This window comes from Pseudomonas sp. SJZ077, from assembly GCF_007993905.1.
In the GTDB taxonomy this organism is placed as follows: Bacteria; Pseudomonadota; Gammaproteobacteria; order Pseudomonadales; family Pseudomonadaceae; genus Aquipseudomonas; species Aquipseudomonas mandelii.
Genome location: NZ_VIUJ01000005.1, coordinates 66,333 through 83,521 on the forward strand (window position 1 = coordinate 66,333; position 17,189 = coordinate 83,521).

The 17,189-nt window shown below is 59.4% G+C and carries 20 protein-coding genes; 11 read left to right on the plus strand and 9 right to left on the minus strand.

The window, feature by feature from the left end:
• Window position 1: 1 nt before the first annotated feature.
• From FBY01_RS10160 to recX, 5 genes are all read left to right on the plus strand, one after another.
• Window positions 2-565, plus strand: a complete 564-nt coding sequence (locus FBY01_RS10160; protein WP_145307543.1) for a glycoside hydrolase family 19 protein — start codon at window positions 2-4, stop codon at window positions 563-565.
• A complete protein-coding gene (locus tag FBY01_RS10165; protein WP_145307541.1) occupies window positions 547-1,083 on the plus strand; it encodes a lysis system i-spanin subunit Rz in 537 nt (178 codons plus the stop codon). Before FBY01_RS10160 ends, FBY01_RS10165 begins: the two co-directional genes overlap by 19 nt.
• Before the next feature lie 80 nt (window positions 1,084-1,163).
• Window positions 1,164-1,664, plus strand: coding sequence for a CinA family protein (locus FBY01_RS10170; protein ID WP_010462721.1), 501 nt, complete (start codon window positions 1,164-1,166; stop codon window positions 1,662-1,664).
• An 83-nt stretch (window positions 1,665-1,747) separates the two neighbouring features.
• On the plus strand, window positions 1,748-2,800 hold the full coding sequence (gene recA / locus FBY01_RS10175) for a recombinase RecA (protein ID WP_007907270.1): 1,053 nt from the start codon (window positions 1,748-1,750) through the stop codon (window positions 2,798-2,800).
• Window positions 2,801-2,808: 8 nt separating this feature from the next.
• Window positions 2,809-3,276, plus strand: coding sequence for a recombination regulator RecX (gene recX, locus FBY01_RS10180; RefSeq protein ID WP_010462714.1), 468 nt, complete (start codon window positions 2,809-2,811; stop codon window positions 3,274-3,276).
• A gap of 56 nt (window positions 3,277-3,332) precedes the next feature.
• On the opposite strand, the gene FBY01_RS10185 is transcribed toward recX, so the two are convergent.
• Window positions 3,333-4,451, minus strand: a complete 1,119-nt coding sequence (locus FBY01_RS10185; RefSeq protein WP_083374902.1) for a TIGR00730 family Rossman fold protein — start codon at window positions 4,449-4,451, stop codon at window positions 3,333-3,335.
• 478 nt (window positions 4,452-4,929) lie between these two features.
• On the opposite strand from FBY01_RS10185, the gene FBY01_RS10190 reads away from it, so the two are divergent.
• On the plus strand, window positions 4,930-5,124 hold the full coding sequence (locus tag FBY01_RS10190; RefSeq protein WP_010462709.1) for a hypothetical protein: 195 nt from the start codon (window positions 4,930-4,932) through the stop codon (window positions 5,122-5,124).
• Here the strand turns inward: FBY01_RS10190 and FBY01_RS10195 are convergent, their stop codons facing one another.
• On the minus strand, window positions 5,125-5,550 hold the full coding sequence (locus tag FBY01_RS10195) for a PA3611 family quorum-sensing-regulated virulence factor (RefSeq protein ID WP_008153984.1): 426 nt from the start codon (window positions 5,548-5,550) through the stop codon (window positions 5,125-5,127).
• 184 nt (window positions 5,551-5,734) lie between these two features.
• Between FBY01_RS10195 and FBY01_RS10200 the strand changes: the two genes are divergently transcribed.
• The 3 genes from FBY01_RS10200 to FBY01_RS10210 all read left to right on the plus strand — a co-directional run bounded on the left by FBY01_RS10200 (window position 5,735) and on the right by FBY01_RS10210 (window position 7,790).
• Window positions 5,735-6,493: a tRNA-uridine aminocarboxypropyltransferase gene (locus FBY01_RS10200; protein ID WP_145307539.1), complete on the plus strand. Its 759-nt coding sequence runs from the start codon at window positions 5,735-5,737 to the stop codon at window positions 6,491-6,493.
• 208 nt (window positions 6,494-6,701) lie between these two features.
• On the plus strand, window positions 6,702-7,352 hold the full coding sequence (erdR, locus tag FBY01_RS10205; RefSeq protein ID WP_010462704.1) for a response regulator transcription factor ErdR: 651 nt from the start codon (window positions 6,702-6,704) through the stop codon (window positions 7,350-7,352).
• A gap of 75 nt (window positions 7,353-7,427) precedes the next feature.
• A complete protein-coding gene (locus FBY01_RS10210; protein ID WP_010462702.1) occupies window positions 7,428-7,790 on the plus strand; it encodes a diacylglycerol kinase in 363 nt (120 codons plus the stop codon).
• Here the strand turns inward: FBY01_RS10210 and FBY01_RS10215 are convergent.
• Complete coding sequence (locus FBY01_RS10215) at window positions 7,787-8,713, minus strand: LysR family transcriptional regulator (protein WP_010462700.1); 927 nt, start codon at window positions 8,711-8,713, stop codon at window positions 7,787-7,789. The two genes, FBY01_RS10210 and FBY01_RS10215, sit on opposite strands and share 4 nt — an antisense overlap.
• A 122-nt stretch (window positions 8,714-8,835) precedes the next feature.
• On the opposite strand from FBY01_RS10215, the gene fpr reads away from it, so the two are divergent.
• On the plus strand, window positions 8,836-9,615 hold the full coding sequence (fpr, locus tag FBY01_RS10220) for a ferredoxin-NADP reductase (RefSeq protein WP_003443014.1): 780 nt from the start codon (window positions 8,836-8,838) through the stop codon (window positions 9,613-9,615).
• 132 nt (window positions 9,616-9,747) lie between these two features.
• On the opposite strand, the gene tsaA is transcribed toward fpr, so the two are convergent.
• From tsaA to rimO, 6 genes are all read right to left on the minus strand, one after another.
• Window positions 9,748-10,446: a tRNA (N6-threonylcarbamoyladenosine(37)-N6)-methyltransferase TrmO gene (gene tsaA / locus FBY01_RS10225; RefSeq protein WP_010462693.1), complete on the minus strand. Its 699-nt coding sequence runs from the start codon at window positions 10,444-10,446 to the stop codon at window positions 9,748-9,750.
• A 184-nt stretch (window positions 10,447-10,630) separates the two neighbouring features.
• Complete coding sequence (locus tag FBY01_RS10230) at window positions 10,631-11,401, minus strand: SDR family oxidoreductase (RefSeq protein ID WP_077748351.1); 771 nt, start codon at window positions 11,399-11,401, stop codon at window positions 10,631-10,633.
• Between the two features lie 172 nt (window positions 11,402-11,573).
• Window positions 11,574-12,041 (minus strand): DUF1456 family protein, encoded by a 468-nt coding sequence (locus FBY01_RS10235; RefSeq protein WP_010462689.1) that lies wholly within the window; start codon window positions 12,039-12,041, stop codon window positions 11,574-11,576.
• Between the two features lie 75 nt (window positions 12,042-12,116).
• Window positions 12,117-12,827 carry an rRNA pseudouridine synthase gene (locus tag FBY01_RS10240; RefSeq protein WP_010462687.1) on the minus strand — a complete coding sequence of 237 codons (711 nt, stop codon included), beginning with the start codon at window positions 12,825-12,827 and terminating at the stop codon, window positions 12,117-12,119.
• 191 nt (window positions 12,828-13,018) lie between these two features.
• Window positions 13,019-13,492, minus strand: coding sequence for an acetyltransferase (locus FBY01_RS10250; RefSeq protein ID WP_010462685.1), 474 nt, complete (start codon window positions 13,490-13,492; stop codon window positions 13,019-13,021).
• 113 nt (window positions 13,493-13,605) lie between these two features.
• Window positions 13,606-14,943: a 30S ribosomal protein S12 methylthiotransferase RimO gene (gene rimO, locus FBY01_RS10255; protein WP_010462684.1), complete on the minus strand. Its 1,338-nt coding sequence runs from the start codon at window positions 14,941-14,943 to the stop codon at window positions 13,606-13,608.
• A 290-nt stretch (window positions 14,944-15,233) separates the two neighbouring features.
• On the opposite strand from rimO, the gene FBY01_RS10265 reads away from it, so the two are divergent.
• Window positions 15,234-17,135, plus strand: coding sequence for a potassium transporter Kup (locus FBY01_RS10265; RefSeq protein ID WP_145307535.1), 1,902 nt, complete (start codon window positions 15,234-15,236; stop codon window positions 17,133-17,135).
• Window positions 17,136-17,189 lie beyond the last annotated feature (54 nt).

Consider the following 17,189-nt stretch of genomic DNA (forward strand, 5'->3'; position numbering starts at 1 on the left):
CATGTCTCTCACTTCAGCTCAGTTACAACAAATATTTCCTAACGCCCGCTCCCAAGCGGGCGTTTTCATTTCTGCCCTTAACAGCGCCATGATCCATCGAAGTATCAATACGGCGAAACGCATCGCTGCGTTCCTCGCACAAGTCGGCCATGAATCCGGGCAGTTGCAGTACGTGCGTGAATTGGGCAACAGCCAATACTTGAGCCAATACGACACCGGCACTTTGGCCTTGCGTTTGGGCAACACGCTGGAAGCCGACGGTGACGGGCAGAAATACCGCGGTCGAGGCCTGATCCAGATCACCGGTCGTGACAACTACCTCCAATGCAGCCTCGGACTGTTCGGCGATGATCGCTTGGTGTTTGTTCCGCAGCTATTGGAACAACCCCAATGGGCCGCCGAATCAGCCGCGTGGTTCTGGGAGCAAAACGGCCTCAATGAACTGGCCGACCGCGATCAGTTCAACAGCATCACCCGGCGCATAAACGGTGGGCTTAACGGTCTGCAAGATCGTCTGCAGCTGTGGGCGCGGGCGAGGGCGGTGCTATGTCAGCCTTCGGTCTGATGCCGATTTCTTACCGGGTGATCGGCCTTGTTGTGTTACTGGCAGTGCTGGCCGGCGGATCGGCGGCGCTGGCCTGGCACTTTCAGGATTGGCGCTATGGCCGGCAACTCGCGGAGCTGGCCAGGCTGCATGCCGAGGCACTGAATCAGCTGACGCTGGCCGCCGCCACGCAGCAACAGGCCGAGCAGGACAAGCGTCTGGCGCTGGAGCAGCGTCTGTCGGCCAGCGAACAAACCCATTACCGAGCGCTTAGCGATGCCCAACGTGATCAAGGTCGCCTGCGCGATCGTCTTGCCACTGCTGATGTGCGCTTGTCAGTCCTCCTCGATGCCGGCGACGTTGCCTCAGGCAATTCAGTGCCAGCCTCCGCCAGCACCCGCAGCCTGGATAATGGCGCCCCGCGAGCCCGACTTGACCCGGCGCATGCTCAACGAATTATCGCCATCACCGATGCCGGCGACAACGGACTGATTGCCTTGCAGGCTTGCCAGGCCTATGTCAGAGCCATCGCTCGATAACATTTTGACCGATCCTGTGCCTTGCAAGCGCAATCCGCTCGTGTACGGTAGTGCTCATTCCGCTCGCTCAGGAGATGACCGTGAAAGAAATCACTCAACTGGCCGCTGAACTTGGCAGGCGCTTGCAGGTTCTGAATGCCCACGTCGCCGCAGCCGAGTCGTGTACCGGCGGCGGCATCTCAGAGGCGATCACTCGCATTCCGGGGAGTTCGGCGTGGTTCGAGGCCGGTTATGTGACGTATTCCAACCGACAGAAAACCGAGCAGTTGAACGTGCCTCCCGAATTATTCGAAACGGTCGGCGCCGTCAGTCGCGAGGTGGTCGAGGCGATGGTTCGCGGCGCTCAGGAAAAAAGTCAGGCGCATTTTGCCGTGGCGGTCAGCGGTGTGGCCGGCCCCGATGGCGGTTCGCCGAACAAACCGGTCGGCACGGTCTGGCTGGCCTGGGGCGTCGGTGAGCAGGTGTTCAGCGAGGTGCAGCACTTCGCCGGTAACCGCGATGAGGTCCGCCGACAAACGGTTAAGGCCGCGCTAGAGGGGCTGCTGCGTCATGCCGCTGGAGAAATCTCAAATCAGGGGTAGGCGATCCTGAAACGCTGTGGAATAATACTGGCTACTTATACAGGTGTTGGCCGTCAGGCCTTATTGATTACGTGAGGACTTTAATGGACGACAACAAGAAGAAAGCCTTGGCTGCGGCCCTGGGTCAGATCGAACGTCAATTCGGCAAGGGTGCCGTAATGCGTATGGGCGATCAGGACCGTCAGGCGATCCCGGCTATCTCCACTGGCTCTCTGGGTCTGGACATCGCGCTCGGCATTGGCGGTCTGCCAAAAGGTCGTATCGTTGAAATCTACGGTCCTGAATCCTCCGGTAAAACCACGCTGACGCTGTCGGTGATCGCCCAGGCTCAAAAAGCGGGCGCGACCTGCGCATTCGTCGACGCCGAACACGCCCTCGACCCTGAGTACGCCGGCAAACTGGGCGTCAACGTCGACGACCTGCTGGTTTCCCAGCCGGACACCGGCGAGCAAGCCCTGGAAATCACCGACATGCTGGTGCGTTCCAACGCGGTTGACGTGATCATCGTCGACTCCGTGGCCGCGCTGGTTCCGAAGGCTGAAATCGAAGGCGAAATGGGTGACATGCACGTGGGCCTGCAAGCCCGTCTGATGTCCCAGGCGCTGCGTAAAATCACCGGTAACATCAAGAACGCCAACTGCCTGGTAATCTTCATCAACCAGATCCGTATGAAAATCGGCGTGATGTTCGGCAGCCCGGAAACCACCACCGGTGGTAACGCGTTGAAGTTCTACGCTTCGGTTCGTCTGGATATCCGTCGTACCGGCGCGGTGAAAGAAGGTGATGAAGTCGTCGGTAGCGAAACCCGCGTCAAAGTCGTCAAGAACAAGGTGGCTTCGCCTTTCCGTCAGGCCGAGTTCCAGATTCTTTACGGCAAGGGCATCTACCTCAACGGCGAGATGATCGACCTGGGCGTGCTGCACGGTTTCGTTGAGAAGTCCGGCGCCTGGTATGCCTATGAAGGCACCAAGATCGGTCAGGGCAAGGCCAACTCGGCCAAGTTCCTGGCAGACAATCCGGAAATTGCCGCCAAGCTCGAGAAGCAACTGCGTGACAAGTTGCTGACCCCGGCGCCGGACGTCAAAGCATCGCCAGTCAAAGAGACGGCTGATGACCTGGCTGACGCTGATATCTGATTGATCCGATGACCGCCGTACTCGATACACTCGTCGCAGTGCGGCGAACCGCCATGGACCTGCTCGCACGACGCGAGCACGGTCGAGTCGAGCTGACGCGTAAACTGCGTCAGCGCGGCGCTCTCCCTGAAATGATTGACACAGCACTCGACCGTTTGACGGAAGAGGGCCTGCTGTCCGAAGCCCGTTACCTCGAAAGCTTTGTTTCTTACCGTGCTCGCTCCGGCTACGGCCCTTTGCGTATTCGTGAAGAACTGAGTCAGCGCGGCCTGCAACGCAACGACATCGAACTCGCCTTGCGCGAGAGCGGTATCAATTGGCAGGAGCAACTGGAAGATACCTGGCGGCGCAAATTTGCCGGGCATCTGCCGATAGACGTTCGGGAACGTGCCAAGCAAGGGCGTTTCCTGAGTTATCGGGGATATTCCATGGAAATGATCGGCCGCTTGTTCAGCGGTCGGGGAATGGATGATTGAAATAAAAACGGCCCGCTATTTCGATAGCGGGCCGTTTTTTTTGCCTCGATTTTGCCTCACGTCACCTTGGACGGCTCTCGCGTGCGCTGTTGCGCCTGGGGTTTGGAGTCGGCCCAGTTTTCCGGCAGGTTGATATAGTCCACCAATTCCCGCAGGCGGCCATGATCCCTGGCGTTGAAGTTGAAGGCCAGTCGCGCCAGATGACTGAACTGCGCTTCATCGTGCTCCTCGCCGCTATAGGCGTGCTGATGAAAGTGATCGCTCAGGCACAGGTCGGCGAACGCTTCCTGCATGTGTTCGAGCGCCTGGTCGCTGAGCTTGTGGTTCATGCGGATCACGAACTGATGCTTGAGCCAGCGGCTGGAGTGGAAGTTGCCGTAGAACTGATTGATCTGCTCTACCGCTTCTTCGGCGCTGTAGACCAGGCTCACGAGCTTCATGTCGGTGGGCAGGATATAGCGATTTTCCTCCAGTTGATGATGAATGAAGTCCAGCGCGCCTTGCCAGAACTTGCCGCCCGGCGCATCCAGCAGCACTACCGGCACCAATGGGCTTTTGCCGGTCTGAATCAACGTCAACACCTCGAGTGCTTCATCCAGGGTGCCGAAACCACCTGGACACAGGACCAGCGCATCGGCTTCCTTGACGAAGAACAGTTTGCGGGTAAAAAAGAAGTGGAAGGGCAGCAGGTTGGCGGTGCCTTGAACCGTGGGGTTGGCATGCTGCTCGAAGGGCAGGGTGATATTGAACCCCAGGCTGTGTTCCAGGCCGGCACCTTCATGGGCCGCCGCCATGATGCCGCCACCGGCACCGGTGATGACCATCAGGTCCGAGCGCGCGAGCGCGGCGCCGAGTTCTCGGGCCAGGCCATACAGCGGGTGTTCGATCGGTGTGCGCGCCGAGCCGAAGACCGTGACCTTGCGTCGCCCCCTGAACTGTTCGAGCACGCGAAAGGCATGCTCCAGTTCGCGCAGGGTTTGCAGGGTGATTTTGGCGTTCCAGCGGTTGTGGTCTTCCTGGGCCATGCGCAGCACGGTCAGGATCATGTCGCGGTAAATCGGAGTGTTGGGGCTGTTGGGTGAAACCAGGTTGAGTTGCTCTTCGACCTTGCTGATGAGGTCGTGGCCGCTTTCTTCGAAATGACGGCTCAGGAGGTCATTCGGTTGGTAAGGCATTCAACTTCTCCTTCTGCACAGAACCCTTGGCACCGACAAAACAGTCGTCAGCGCCGCGACACTTCATGTGTCGCTGTCTGCCCAAGCCCATGCCTGGGCGCTCCACTCGACTCGGTTCGAGTCGTCCATACAGGCTCTGTTTTTCCCTTGGATGAAAGAAACGTTCGCACAACAAGACACGCTATGGGCAGCCCCTTTCCTGCCCTGAAAAGTGATCGTGAACACTCTGAATCTAGACCCTTGCAGAGATTCTCGCTGCCTTGATCATTGCGCCGCAAAGTCTTTCCTGGCAACCGCTTATTGACGATTTGCAAGGTGAATTCACCGTTCGTCCGAACGCAAGCCGCAGGCCTCGCGCTCTGATTTACTAAGTTACAGGCATGACACGACAACTTTGCGTCAAAGGCAGGGCGCACGGTTCAAGCGGTTTAAGGATTTTTCGCTCAAAAAGGGGCGAGGTGCAGGGAGGCTGGAAGCTATGGCCAGAGTCATTCTGGAAATCGATACGCATCTGTATCGATTACTGAAGTCATCCGCCGAGACCAATCATTTGAGTCTTGAGGAGGAGTGTTGCCGGCGTCTGGAAGGCGCCGAGCGGCGTTCGCGATACTTGCAGGCGTTGGTGGCAGAACTGCGCGCCGAGGATGAACAGCGACGCGCCAATTCCCGATGATTACTTCTTCTTGGCCGGTGCTGCTTTCGGGCAATCCGATTCCTGATAGCTGGCGGAACCGACCGAGCGATTGGTCTTCACTTCAGTAAAGTCGTAGCGCATGACTGCGCCCTTGGCCATCAGTTTACGGAACGATGGGTTGTTGCACACAGAGGCGCCCAGCTGGAAATACACGGCTTTGGGGTCGGCGCGCATCTTGTTGGCGTGGCTGCTTTGTACACTCAGGTGGTTGATCAGCGTGTTGCCTTCAACGGTGTAGCCCTGATCAAGAATGTCTTCGTTGATCGCCCGTGGAGTACCGACACTGCTTTGTGTGGCGACGTTTCGCAGTTCTCTGTTGAGATTCTGCTCACTCAAGGACGCAGCCTGAGCGCTGAAGGACGACGCCAGCAAAATGGCAGCGGTGGGAACGATAAGGCGCAGCATGAAACTCTCCTGGTTCAGTGACTGATGGTTCGACCCGTCACATGACTGTGCGTTCAGTGGCGGCAAATTATAGGGGACGAGGCCTGGACGGTACAGGCTTGCGCCGGCCGCTCTGATAAACTGCCGCCACTTTCTGACTTGCCGAGCGTTATTCGTGTCGATTTCCCCTCCGGTGCTGCCTGCGATGAGCCCTGTAACCCCAACCTTTGCTGCAAACGCCGTCGCCCGCTTGCGCGACGAGCGAGAGGAGGAGGGCATCAAGCCGATCCAGGCCCGTGGCTGGAGGGCGCCGCGTTGCCGTGCCTGCCGCGTGATCGAGAGTCACTGCCTGTGCGCCTGGCGTCCGCAGGTTGAGGCCCGCTCCGGCGTGTGCCTGATCATGACTAACAAAGAAGTGTTCAAGCCGAGCAACACCGGTTGGCTGATCGCCGATGTGGTGCGCGACAACCATGCCTTTATCTGGTCACGCACGGAAACGGATCCGCAATTGCTGGCGTTGCTGGCCGACCCGCAATGGCAACCGTATCTGGTCTTTCCGGGTGAGTACGTCGAGCCTGAGCGAGTGACGAACACCGTCGAAGCCGATAGCACCAAGCGGCCATTGTTTATTCTGCTCGATGCGACCTGGACCGAAGCCCGGAAGATTTTCCGCAAAAGCCCTTACTTTGATCGGTTGCCGATCCTGAGCCTGTTGCCCGAGAAGCTGTCACGGTACCGGTTGCGCCGCTCGACCCGCAGCGAGCACTTGTGCACCGCCGAAGTGGCGGCACTGTGCCTTGATCTGGCGGGCGATACTGAGGCGGCCTCGGCGCTGGACGCTTATTTCGACGTGTTCAGCCAGCATTACCTTGATGCGAAACATCAGCTGGACATGAACGTGGCAACGCCGGCCCACACCGAACTGATGCCTTTCGTGCAGAACGCGGCGCCGGTGGCCTGCTGATTGTCGCCCATACTGCAAAGAACTGTACCGGCCATGCACCTTGACCACCCCGGTTTCGCTGGGCATGCTTGGCGCCGATTAGGGCGCGGCCAAAGTTTGATACGCCGTATTCTTTGCGTGATAGCCACGTAATTGGCGTTGAACGTGCCCTGCTGGTGCAGCTCCGTGGCTGTGCCTTGAGTTGTTTGAAAACAGGATCATTAGAAAAATGGCCACATACGAAATCCTGATTGCCGATGACCACCCTCTTTTTCGTAGCGCCCTGCATCAAGCATTGACCCTGGGCCTGGGTCCGGATGTCCGTCTGGTGGAAGTGGCAAGCATTGCCGAACTGGAAACCCGGCTGGACGAAAAGTCTGACTGGGACCTGGTACTGCTCGACCTCAACATGCCGGGGGCCTACGGTTTTTCCGGGCTGGTGCTGCTTCGCGGTCAATACCCACAGATCCCGGTGGTGATGGTGTCGGCTCAGGAAGAGGCCTCGATCATGGTGAAGTCCCGTGAATTCGGCGCCAGCGGCTTCATTCCCAAGTCCAGTGACCTGAGCGTCATCCAGAAAGCCGTGCGAGCGGTGCTCGATGGCGATGTGTTCTGGCCGCCTCAGGCGTTCGAAGCCGTGAGTGTTTCCGCTGAAGCCAAGGCAGCCAGTGAAGGCCTTGCCAGCCTGACACCTCAACAGTTCCGGGTGCTGACCATGGTCTGTGAAGGGCTGCTGAACAAGCAGATTGCTTATGAGTTGAGCGTTTCCGAAGCGACGATCAAGGCGCATGTTACGGCTATATTCCGCAAGCTGAATGTGCGCACTCGCACCCAGGCGGCGTTGCTTCTGCAACAACTTGAGTCAATTTCAAGCCACTAAGCGTTGGCATCTTCACGCTTTTTTGACTTTGGTTGATCTAGTTTTCCCACTCCTTTTTGGTCAGTTGCCCACTCTATGTCACCTTTCAAAGGCCAAACCGGCCTCAAACGCATTCTCAACGCTTCCGGTTACTCGCTGGATGGCCTGCGCGCAGCCTTCACCGGTGAAGCGGCTTTTCGGCAGCTGGTGTTGCTCAATGTCATCCTGATCCCGCTTTCGTTCTTTCTGAACGTCAGTCGTGTCGAGCAGGCATTGCTGATCGCGGTCTGCCTGTTGGCGTTGATCGTCGAGCTGCTGAATTCGGCAGTGGAAGCGGCCATCGACCGCATTTCCCTTGAGTTGCACCCGCTGTCCAAGAACGCCAAGGACATGGGCAGCGCCGCTCAATTCGTGGCGTTGAGCATGATCGGGCTGGTGTGGGCGGTGATTCTGCTTTAAGCGATGCTGGGCAGCACGATCTCGTCGCTGCGCTGAACCCCGGCGGTGAACGCGCGGCACAGGTCGAGGAATTCGCGCATCGCCGAGGTCTGATATTTCTGTTTGTGCCAGATGAAATAGAACTGCCGCGCCAAGTCCAGATCCGGTGTCTCCACCGGCACCAGACTGCCGCGGCGGAACGCATCGCGCAGCGCCAGACGCGAAATACAGCCAATCCCCAGGCCTGATTCCACCGCGCGCTTGATCGCTTCGGTGTGTTCCAGCTCCAGTCGGATATTCAGCGCGCTGCGATGATGACGCATGGCCTGGTCAAAGGTCAGCCGCGTGCCAGAGCCTTGTTCCCGCAGAATCCAGGCCTCGTGGGTCAGTTCTTCCATGCTCGCGCTGCCACGCTGGGCCAGCGGATGCTGCGGCGCGCAGAACACCACCAGCTCATCCTCGACCCAGCTCTGCACCTCGATGTCTGGATGACTGCAATCGCCTTCGATTAGACCCAGATCAATTTCATAGTGCGCGACTTGCTGCACGATGTTGGCAGTGTTCTGCACGTGCAGCTTCACCTGACTTTCCGGATGGCGCTGCATGAAGCTACCGATCAGCAAGGTGGCCAGGTAATTGCCGATGGTCAGGGTCGCGCCGACGGCCAGGGAGCCGAAACCGGACTTGCCGTTGAGCAGGTCTTCGATTTCCTTGGCCTGGTCGAGCAGCGCCACAGCTTGTGGCAATAGCTGTTTGCCGAGGGCGTTAAGGCTCAGCCGTTTGCCGGCGCGGTCGAACAGCTGGCAGCTGCACTGACGCTCTAGCTCGGTGATCGAGGTGCTCGCCGCCGATTGCGAAAGGTTGAGCGTCAGGGCAGCACGGGATACGCTTTCCTGCTGGGCGACGGCGACGAATACTTGAAGTTGACGGAGAGTAAATCGCATATCTATATAACCGATAACCCTTATCTTAATAATCCATTTAACAGATATTGTCGCTGCCATTAGAATGCGATGCAATTGCGCACATCAGCGGCGCAGGCAAAATCTCCAGGAGTCCCACGTACATGAGCAACATGAACCACGAGCGTGTCCTCAGTGTTCATCACTGGAACGACACTCTGTTCAGCTTCAAGTGCACCCGCGATCCGGGCCTGCGCTTCGAGAACGGTCAGTTCGTGATGATCGGCCTGCAACAGCCCAACGGCCGGCCGCTCATGCGCGCTTACTCGATTGCCAGCCCGAACTGGGAAGAGCATCTCGAGTTCTTCAGCATCAAGGTGCCTGATGGCCCGCTGACTTCCCAGTTGCAGCATCTGAAGGAAGGCGACGAGATCATCATCAGCAAGAAGCCTACCGGCACCCTGGTGCTGGATGACTTGAAGCCTGGCAAACATTTGTACCTGCTCAGCACCGGTACTGGCCTGGCGCCGTTCATGAGCGTCATCCAGGACCCGGAAACCTACGAGCGTTTCGAAAAAGTGATCCTGTGCCACGGCGTACGTTACGTCAACGAAGTCGCTTACCGCGAGTTCATCACCGAACATCTGCCGCAGAACGAGTTCTTCGGCGAGGCGTTGCGTGACAAGTTGATCTACTACCCGACCGTGACCCGCGAACCGTTCGAGAACGAAGGTCGCCTGACCGATCTGATGCGCAGCGGCAAGCTGTTCAGCGACATCGGCCTGCCACCGATCAACCCGCAGGACGACCGCGCCATGCTGTGCGGCAGCCCGAGCATGCTCGACGAGACCAGCGAAGTGTTGAACAGCTTCGGCCTGAAAGTTTCGCCGCGGATGCGCGAGCCGGGTGATTACCTGATCGAGCGTGCGTTCGTCGAGAAGTAAGCACAACGCCTGACGGCTTTGCTTTCCCTGTGGGAGCGAGCCTGCTCGCGATAGCGGTGTATCAGTCAGCATTATTGCCGACTGCCACACCGCTATCGCGAGCAGGCTCGCTCCCACAGTGGTTTCTGGCGTTCAGGTTTTTGCGGGAATGACTTCCAGGACGCGGATGACGCCCGCCTCGGGATAATGCCAGCGCACATCCAGATCCCAGAACTGCGCTCCATATTCCCGCTCAGGTGTCGGCGTCTGGTACGCCGGACGTGGGTCTTGTGCCAGGCATTGATCAATCAGGGCAACCAACGGCTCGCCGAGGCGCTGAGCGTGCTCGTGAGCTTGTTGCAGCGCTGTCTCCGTCCACCGCACAGGAATCAACTGCGGCGCGGCGCTGGCGATGCTGTTGGAGGCGCTGTCGATGATGTCGGCGTAAGGCACGTAGGGTTTGATGTCGAGAACCGGCGTGCCGTCCAATAGGTCGATACCGGAGATAAACAACCGGTTGGCTTCGACCTTGTCCAGTTTCACCACGGATTGGCCGATGCCATTGGGCCGATGTGTCGCACGGGTGGCGAACACGCCCATGGATTTGTTGCCGCCCAGGCGAGGAGGGCGGACTTTCAGGCGTGGCTTCTCTTCCAGGGCCTGATGAAACAGGAACAGCAGCCAGACGTGGCTGACCTGCTCGAGACCTTGCACCGCATCGCCCTGATCGAACGGCGCCACCAGTTCCAGCACGCCACGAGCGGCCGGGGCCAGCTGAGGCTGGCGCGGGATGGCGAACTTCTCCTTGAAGCAGGAGCGCACGAAGCCGATGGGGGAAACGCTGTAGGTCATGGTTTGGGTCGAGGCGGGATGGGGCGGGCATGATAACCCGGCGGGCCTCAAGGCGGGGGGGGACTGAGCGGGCCTCTTCGCGGGCAAGCCTCGCGCCTACTGGGTTATCGAGCGAACACGGCGTTTGTGTACGCCAAAGAACCTGTAGGAGCGAGGCTTGCCCGCGAAGGCCGCACCGCCAATCTCAGAGACTGAACCCACCATCCAGCGGAATAACATTCCCGGTCATATAAGCCCCCGCCGTACTTGCCAGACTGATTGCCAGCGCCGCCATCTCTTCCTCCCGGCCCCAGCGCTTCATCGGAATCAGCGCCGTATCCTCCGCCAGCGCTTGCTCATCGTTACCAATGTGCTGCGTCATCTTGCTCGGGAAACGCCCCGGCGCAATCACGTTGACGTTGATGTGCTGGCTCACCAGCTCCCGCGCCAGAATCCGCGACAGTTGATGGAGGGCAGCCTTGCTCGGCCCGTAGGCATACGCCTGTTCGCCAAAGGACGAAATCCCCGCCACCGAACCGATGTTGATGATCCGCGCCGGATTCGCCTCTGAACCCGCCTTGCGCAGTAAAGGCAAAAACTGCTGGATGCAGTTGAACACCGAGGTCACGTTAAGCTGCATGACCTTCTCCCAGCCCTTGACCGGGTAGCTTTCCAGCGGAGCGCCCCATGTGGTGCCAGCGTTGTTCACCAGAATATCCAGATGACTGATTTGCTCGCCCAGCCGCATGGCCAAGTGCTGCACGCCTTCTTCGGTCGCCAGATTGGCGGCCACGGCATGGCAGGTTCCCAAGGCGCTCAACTCGTCAGCCGTTTGCTGACACGCTTCGGCATCCCGGGCACAGACGTACACGGTGGCGCCGGCCTCGACATACGCCTTGGCGATCATTTTGCCGATACCACGGGTGCCACCGGTCACTAGAGCGGTGCGGCCTTGCAGGGAAAAGTACGGGTGCATGGCGAATCCTGAGAGCTGAGGGTCAATACACCCTAGTCGTCAGCCGCCAGAAGCGGAGCCACTATTTTTGCGAGGAATGAGGGGCCATACGGCCCAGCTGCAAGTTTCAAGCTACAAGCTACAAGCTACAAGCTAGACACCATCCGCTTGCGGCTTGTAGCTTGCAGCTGCTTTACGCTCTCACTCGAAGAGTGAGGCCCTTGAGGAAGTTGCGCAGCAACTGGTCGCCGCACGGGCGATAGTTGGTGTGGCCGAACTTGCGGAACAGCGCGCTTAGCTCAGGTTTGGACACGGGGAACTCGGACGCCTTGAGGATCGCGTGCATGTCGTCTTCTTTGAGTTCGAAGGCCACGCGCAGTTTCTTCAGGATGATGTTGTTGGTCACCGGCACTTCGATCGGCTGCGGCGGACGGCTTTCGTCCTTGCCGCGCTTGAAGATCACCAGGCCGTCGAGGAAGTGCGCCATGACTTCGTCCGGGCAGCGCACGAAGCCTTCCTCGTCTTCCTCTTTCTTGTCGAGGTAGGTCAGCAGGTCTTCCAGGGACACGTCCATGCCGCCGATCTTGATGATCTCGATGACTTTCTTGTCGCTGATGTCGAGCATGTAGCGCACGCTGCGCAGTACGTCGTTATGAATCATGGTGTGCAATCCTGATATTCAGCAGTGGGCGCCGCGTAAACAGCGGCGCCGGAATGTGTGGCGGCGTGAAAAGTCTCAGAACTTCTCTTTGCCGGACAGGTAGCGCCATTGCCCCAACGGCACTTTGCCGATGGACACGCCGCCAATGCGGATGCGGCGGATGGCGACGACCTTCAGGCCAACGGCCTGGCAAAACAGGGCGATCACGCCCGGTTGCGGGTTCTTCATCGCAAAACGCAGGCGGTTTTCGTTCTGCCAGCTGGCTTTGACCGGCGGCAGTTCCTTACCTTTGTAGGTCAGGCCGTGGTTCAGGCGGTTGAGGCCGTGAGCCACCATGTCGCCTTCTACCTCGACGACATATTCTTGTTCGATCTTGGCGGAGTCGGCGGTGAGCTTGCGCAGGATCTTCCAGTCCTGGGTGAACACCAGCAGACCGCTGGCGTTGGCCTGCAAGTCGGTGCTGGCGGTCAGGCGCAGGAAGTGGCCCTTGAGCGGACGTTTGCTGAAGCGGTGTTCTTCGCTCAGGGTCTCGGCGCTGATGGTCGCCATTGCGGTTTCCGCGTCCATGCCCACGGGCACGTTCAGCAGGATGGTCACCGGTTCCGGCGCAGTAGCCTTGGCCTCGGGGTCGAGCTCGACTTTCTGGGTGTCAACCTTGAATTGCGGCTCGTCGATGACTTCACCGTCCACGGTGACCCAGCCGCCCTCGATGAACAGCTCAGCCTCCCGACGGGAACAGCCGACGAGTTCGATGAGGCGTTTGGAGAGACGAATCGGGTCAGTCATGACAGGGCCGTAACAAAAAAGGGGTGGGCATTGTACCTGCTGGGCGCTGGTTAATCCCGGCTCCATTTGCCGCAGGTGCTTTTAATGTGGGAGCGAGCCTGCTCGCGAAAGCGTCTTCAGCTTCAACATCAATGTCGATTGATAGACCGCTTTCGCGAGCAGGCTCGCTTCCACAAGGGTTTCATGTTGTGTCAGCCGTTGCGGGTCTTTTGTTGCGCCTGGCGCAAACGCATGTGCAGCAACGGATAAGGCTGGCCCATGCCATCGACCTCCGAACGACCAATCACCTCGAACCCCTGCTTGAAGTAAAACCCCAAGGCCTGCGGGTTCTGCTCGTTGACGTCCAGCTCGTTGGCGTTCAGGTGTTCCATGGCATAACGCAGCAACTGCTTGCCCAAACCCTGACCCCGATGGGCCGGGTCGATGAAGAGCATCTCGATCTTGCCCGCCGCCACCCCGGCAAAGCCGGTGATGCGCTGGCGCGAGTCCTTGGTGCAGATCAGCATCACCGCGTCGAGGTAGCGGGTCAGCACCAGGTTCTTCAGCAATTCAATGTAGCTGTCCGGCAGAAAGTCATGGGTGGCGCGCACCGAAGCTTCCCAGACTTGTGTGAGCTCTTCGTAGTCGCTCTGTTTCGGCGTGTGGATGACCGAATGTTGGCGCATGGCCGGATGCCCCTTTTACCGTGGAGTGTGCGAGTCCTTTCTTCCACAAAACGATAGACCTAAAAAAGCCCCGCATCTCGTCAAGAGAGCAGGGCTTTTCGTATTTTTTGCGTTTAGATCTGTTCAGCCCACAGGTCGTATTCGTCGGCGTCGGTCACTTTGCACCAGACCTTGTCGCCTGGCTTGAGGTTGCTGCCGTTGTCGATGAACACGTTGCCGTCGATTTCCGGGGCATCGAAGAAGCAGCGGCCAACGGCGCCTTGCTCGTCGACTTCGTCTACCAGCACTTCGATTTCACGGCCGACGCGCATTTGCAGGCGCGCCGAGCTGATGGCCTGCTGGTGCGCCATGAAGCGGTCCCAACGGTCTTGCTTGACGTCGTCCGGCACGATGGCCGCGTCCAGCAGGTTGGCCGGTGCGCCTTCGACTGGTGAGTACTGGAAGCAGCCGACGCGGTCGAGTTGCGCTTCGGTCAGCCAGTTCAGCAGGTACTGGAAGTCTTCTTCGGTTTCGCCGGGGAAGCCAACGATGAAGGTCGAACGGATGATCAGGTCCGGGCAGATCTCGCGCCAGTTCTTGATGCGCGCCAGGGTCTTGTCTTCGAAGGCCGGGCGTTTCATGGCTTTCAGGACTTTCGGGCTGGCGTGCTGGAACGGGATGTCCAGGTACGGCAGGATTTTCCCGGCGGCCATCAGCGGGATCAGCTCGTCGACGTGCGGGTACGGGTAAACGTAGTGCAAGCGGACCCAGACGCCGAGGGTGCTCAGGGCTTCGCAGAGTTCGGTCATGCGGGTTTTCACCGGCGCGCCGTTCCAGAAACCGGTGCGGTATTTCACGTCGACGCCGTAGGCGCTGGTGTCTTGCGAGATCACCAGCAGCTCCTTGACGCCGGCCTTGACCAGGCGCTGGGCTTCGTCGAGCACGTCACCGACCGGACGGCTGACCAGCTTGCCGCGCATCGACGGGATGATGCAGAAGCTGCAACTGTGGTTGCAGCCTTCGGAAATCTTCAGGTAGGCGTAGTGGCGCGGGGTCAGCTTGATGCCTTGCGGCGGCACCAGGTCGATCAGCGGGTTGTGATCCTGGCGCGGTGGCACGGCGTCGTGCACGGCGTTGACCACTTGCTCGTACTGCTGCGGACCGGTCACGGCCAGCACGCTCGGGTGCACCTTGCGGATGTTGCCTTCTTCGACGCCCATGCAGCCGGTCACGATGACCTTGCCGTTTTCCTTGATGGCTTCGCCGATCACTTCCAGGGACTCAGCCTTGGCCGAGTCGATGAAACCGCAAGTGTTGACCACCACGACATCGGCGTCCTCGTAAGTGGACACGACGTCATAGCCTTCCATGCGCAGCTGGGTAAGGATGCGCTCGGAGTCGACCAGTGCTTTGGGGCAACCCAGGGATACGAAGCCAACTTTTGGATTGGCCGGCGCAGGAGTGGTGGACATGTCTAACCTCGGTATTTGGGACGCCTCCAGCCGAAGACGGCAAGGCGACAGACGGGCGCTATGTTGCGCCTCTGGTCAAAAAGTGCGCAATTCTAGCGATGAGACGCGCACTTGACCAGCTTTATGCAGGGAAATACGACGAGTGCTGCGCTATGCTTCGCGCCTTTACGCTTTACCGATTTTTTACAGTCAATGAAACGTCTGTAACGTCATGTAAAACAGCGCATGCTGCACGGCAAAGCATAGTGCTTCTTTATAAGAAGTCCGGGTCTGAGTAGTAGGAGTTTTGGATGGGGCAGGCAAGTAGTCAGGCAGCGGGTGCCGAGCATTCGGCGGCAAAGCCGATCGGCATGCTGGTCGCGGCGGTCGGGGTGGTTTATGGCGATATCGGCACGAGCCCGCTGTACACCCTCAAAGAAGTGTTTTCCGGGGGCTATGGCGTACCGGTCAACCATGACGGCGTGTTGGGCATCCTGGCACTTATCTTCTGGTCGCTGATCTGGGTCGTCTCGATCAAATACATGATGTTCGTGCTGCGTGCCGACAACCAGGGCGAAGGCGGGATCATGGCCTTGACCGCGCTGGCGCGGCGGGCGGCGGCGGGGCATCCGAAGTTACGTGCCTTGCTGGTGGTGTGTGGGTTGATCGGTGCGGCGCTGTTCTATGGCGACAGCATGATCACCCCGGCGATTTCCGTGCTCTCGGCGATTGAAGGGCTGGGGCTGGCGTTCGAAGGCATCGACCATTGGGTGGTGCCGCTGTCCTTGGTCGTGCTGGTGGCGCTGTTCCTGATTCAGAGCCACGGCACCGCGCGCATCGGCATTCTGTTCGGGCCGATCATGGTCACCTGGTTTGTGGCGCTCGGTGCACTGGGTGTCCACGGCATCTTGCAGCACCCGGAAGTGTTGCAAGCGCTGAACCCGGTCTGGGGCGTGCGTTTCTTCACCCAGCATCCGGGCATGGGCGTGGCGATCCTCGGCGCGGTGGTGCTGGCGTTGACCGGTGCCGAAGCGCTGTACGCCGACATGGGCCACTTCGGGCGCAAGCCGATTGCCCGTGCGTGGTTCATCCTCGTGCTGCCGGCGCTGGTGCTGAACTACTTCGGCCAGGGAGCGCTGTTGCTGGGTGATCCGGAAGCCGCTCGCAACCCGTTCTACCTGTTGGCGCCAAGCTGGGCGTTGCTTCCATTGGTGGGATTGTCGACGATGGCCACGGTGATTGCCTCGCAAGCGGTCATCTCCGGCGCGTTCTCCCTGACTCGTCAGGCGATCCAGCTCGGCTACATTCCGCGCATGCACATCCGCCACACCTCCAGCGCCGAGCAGGGCCAGATCTACATCGGTGCGGTGAACTGGGCATTGATGGTCGGCGTGATCCTGTTGGTGCTGGGCTTCGAGTCCTCAGGCGCCCTGGCCTCGGCCTACGGCGTGGCGGTGACCGGCACGATGCTGATGACCACCATCCTGGTGTCGGCGGTGATATTGCTGCTGTGGAAATGGCCGCCGGTGCTCGCAGTGCCGGTGTTGCTCGGCTTCTTGTTGGTGGACGGTCTGTACTTTGCCGCCAACGTGCCGAAGATCATCCAGGGCGGTGCGTTTCCGGTGCTGGCGGGGATTGTGCTGTTTATCCTGATGACTACCTGGAAACGCGGCAAACAACTGCTGGTGGAACGCATGGACGAGGGCGGCCTGCCCCTGCCGATTTTCATCAGCAGTATTGCCGTACAGCCGCCGCATCGCGTGCAGGGTACCGCCGTGTTCCTGACCGCTCGCCCGGATGCCGTGCCCCACGCGCTGTTGCACAACCTGCTGCATAACCAGGTACTGCACGAGCAAGTGGTGCTGTTGACCGTGGTCTACGAAGACATCCCGCGGGTACCGTCGAGCCGACGCTTCGAAGTCGATTCCTACGGCGAAGGGTTCTTCCGGGTGATCCTGCACTTCGGCTTCGTCGACGAGCCGGACGTGCCGCAAGCACTGAAACTGTGCCATCTCGATGACCTCGACTTCAGCCCGATGCGCACCACCTACTTCCTCAGCCGCGAGACGGTGATCGCCTCCAAACTCGAAGGCATGGCCCGTTGGCGCGAGGCGCTGTTCGCCTTCATGTTGAGGAATGCCAATGGCAATTTGCGCTTCTTCAATCTGCCGCTGAACCGGGTGATTGAGCTGGGTACTCAGGTCGAGATGTAAGCCCCCCATTGAAAAGCCCCCGTTGCCAGTGCGGCAGCGGGGGCTTTTTTGTGC

Bases quoted from the DNA above. Each gene is read 5' to 3' on its own strand.
- FBY01_RS10160 (WP_145307543.1), top strand. From the start codon at position 2: ATGTCTCTCACTTCAGCTCAGTTACAACAAATATTTCCTAACGCCCGC.
- FBY01_RS10165 (WP_145307541.1), top strand. From the start codon at position 547: ATGTCAGCCTTCGGTCTGATGCCGATTTCTTACCGGGTGATCGGCCTT.
- recA (WP_007907270.1), top strand. From the start codon at position 1,748: ATGGACGACAACAAGAAGAAAGCCTTGGCTGCGGCCCTGGGTCAGATC.
- recX (WP_010462714.1), top strand. From the start codon at position 2,809: ATGACCGCCGTACTCGATACACTCGTCGCAGTGCGGCGAACCGCCATG.
- FBY01_RS10185 (WP_083374902.1), bottom strand. From the start codon at position 4,451: ATGCCTTACCAACCGAATGACCTCCTGAGCCGTCATTTCGAAGAAAGC.
- FBY01_RS10190 (WP_010462709.1), top strand. From the start codon at position 4,930: ATGGCCAGAGTCATTCTGGAAATCGATACGCATCTGTATCGATTACTG.
- FBY01_RS10195 (WP_008153984.1), bottom strand. From the start codon at position 5,550: ATGCTGCGCCTTATCGTTCCCACCGCTGCCATTTTGCTGGCGTCGTCC.
- FBY01_RS10200 (WP_145307539.1), top strand. From the start codon at position 5,735: ATGAGCCCTGTAACCCCAACCTTTGCTGCAAACGCCGTCGCCCGCTTG.
- erdR (WP_010462704.1), top strand. From the start codon at position 6,702: ATGGCCACATACGAAATCCTGATTGCCGATGACCACCCTCTTTTTCGT.
- FBY01_RS10210 (WP_010462702.1), top strand. From the start codon at position 7,428: ATGTCACCTTTCAAAGGCCAAACCGGCCTCAAACGCATTCTCAACGCT.
- FBY01_RS10215 (WP_010462700.1), bottom strand. From the start codon at position 8,713: ATGCGATTTACTCTCCGTCAACTTCAAGTATTCGTCGCCGTCGCCCAG.
- fpr (WP_003443014.1), top strand. From the start codon at position 8,836: ATGAGCAACATGAACCACGAGCGTGTCCTCAGTGTTCATCACTGGAAC.
- tsaA (WP_010462693.1), bottom strand. From the start codon at position 10,446: ATGACCTACAGCGTTTCCCCCATCGGCTTCGTGCGCTCCTGCTTCAAG.
- FBY01_RS10230 (WP_077748351.1), bottom strand. From the start codon at position 11,401: ATGCACCCGTACTTTTCCCTGCAAGGCCGCACCGCTCTAGTGACCGGT.
- FBY01_RS10235 (WP_010462689.1), bottom strand. From the start codon at position 12,041: ATGATTCATAACGACGTACTGCGCAGCGTGCGCTACATGCTCGACATC.
- FBY01_RS10240 (WP_010462687.1), bottom strand. From the start codon at position 12,827: ATGACTGACCCGATTCGTCTCTCCAAACGCCTCATCGAACTCGTCGGC.
- FBY01_RS10250 (WP_010462685.1), bottom strand. From the start codon at position 13,492: ATGCGCCAACATTCGGTCATCCACACGCCGAAACAGAGCGACTACGAA.
- rimO (WP_010462684.1), bottom strand. From the start codon at position 14,943: ATGTCCACCACTCCTGCGCCGGCCAATCCAAAAGTTGGCTTCGTATCC.
- FBY01_RS10265 (WP_145307535.1), top strand. From the start codon at position 15,234: ATGGGGCAGGCAAGTAGTCAGGCAGCGGGTGCCGAGCATTCGGCGGCA.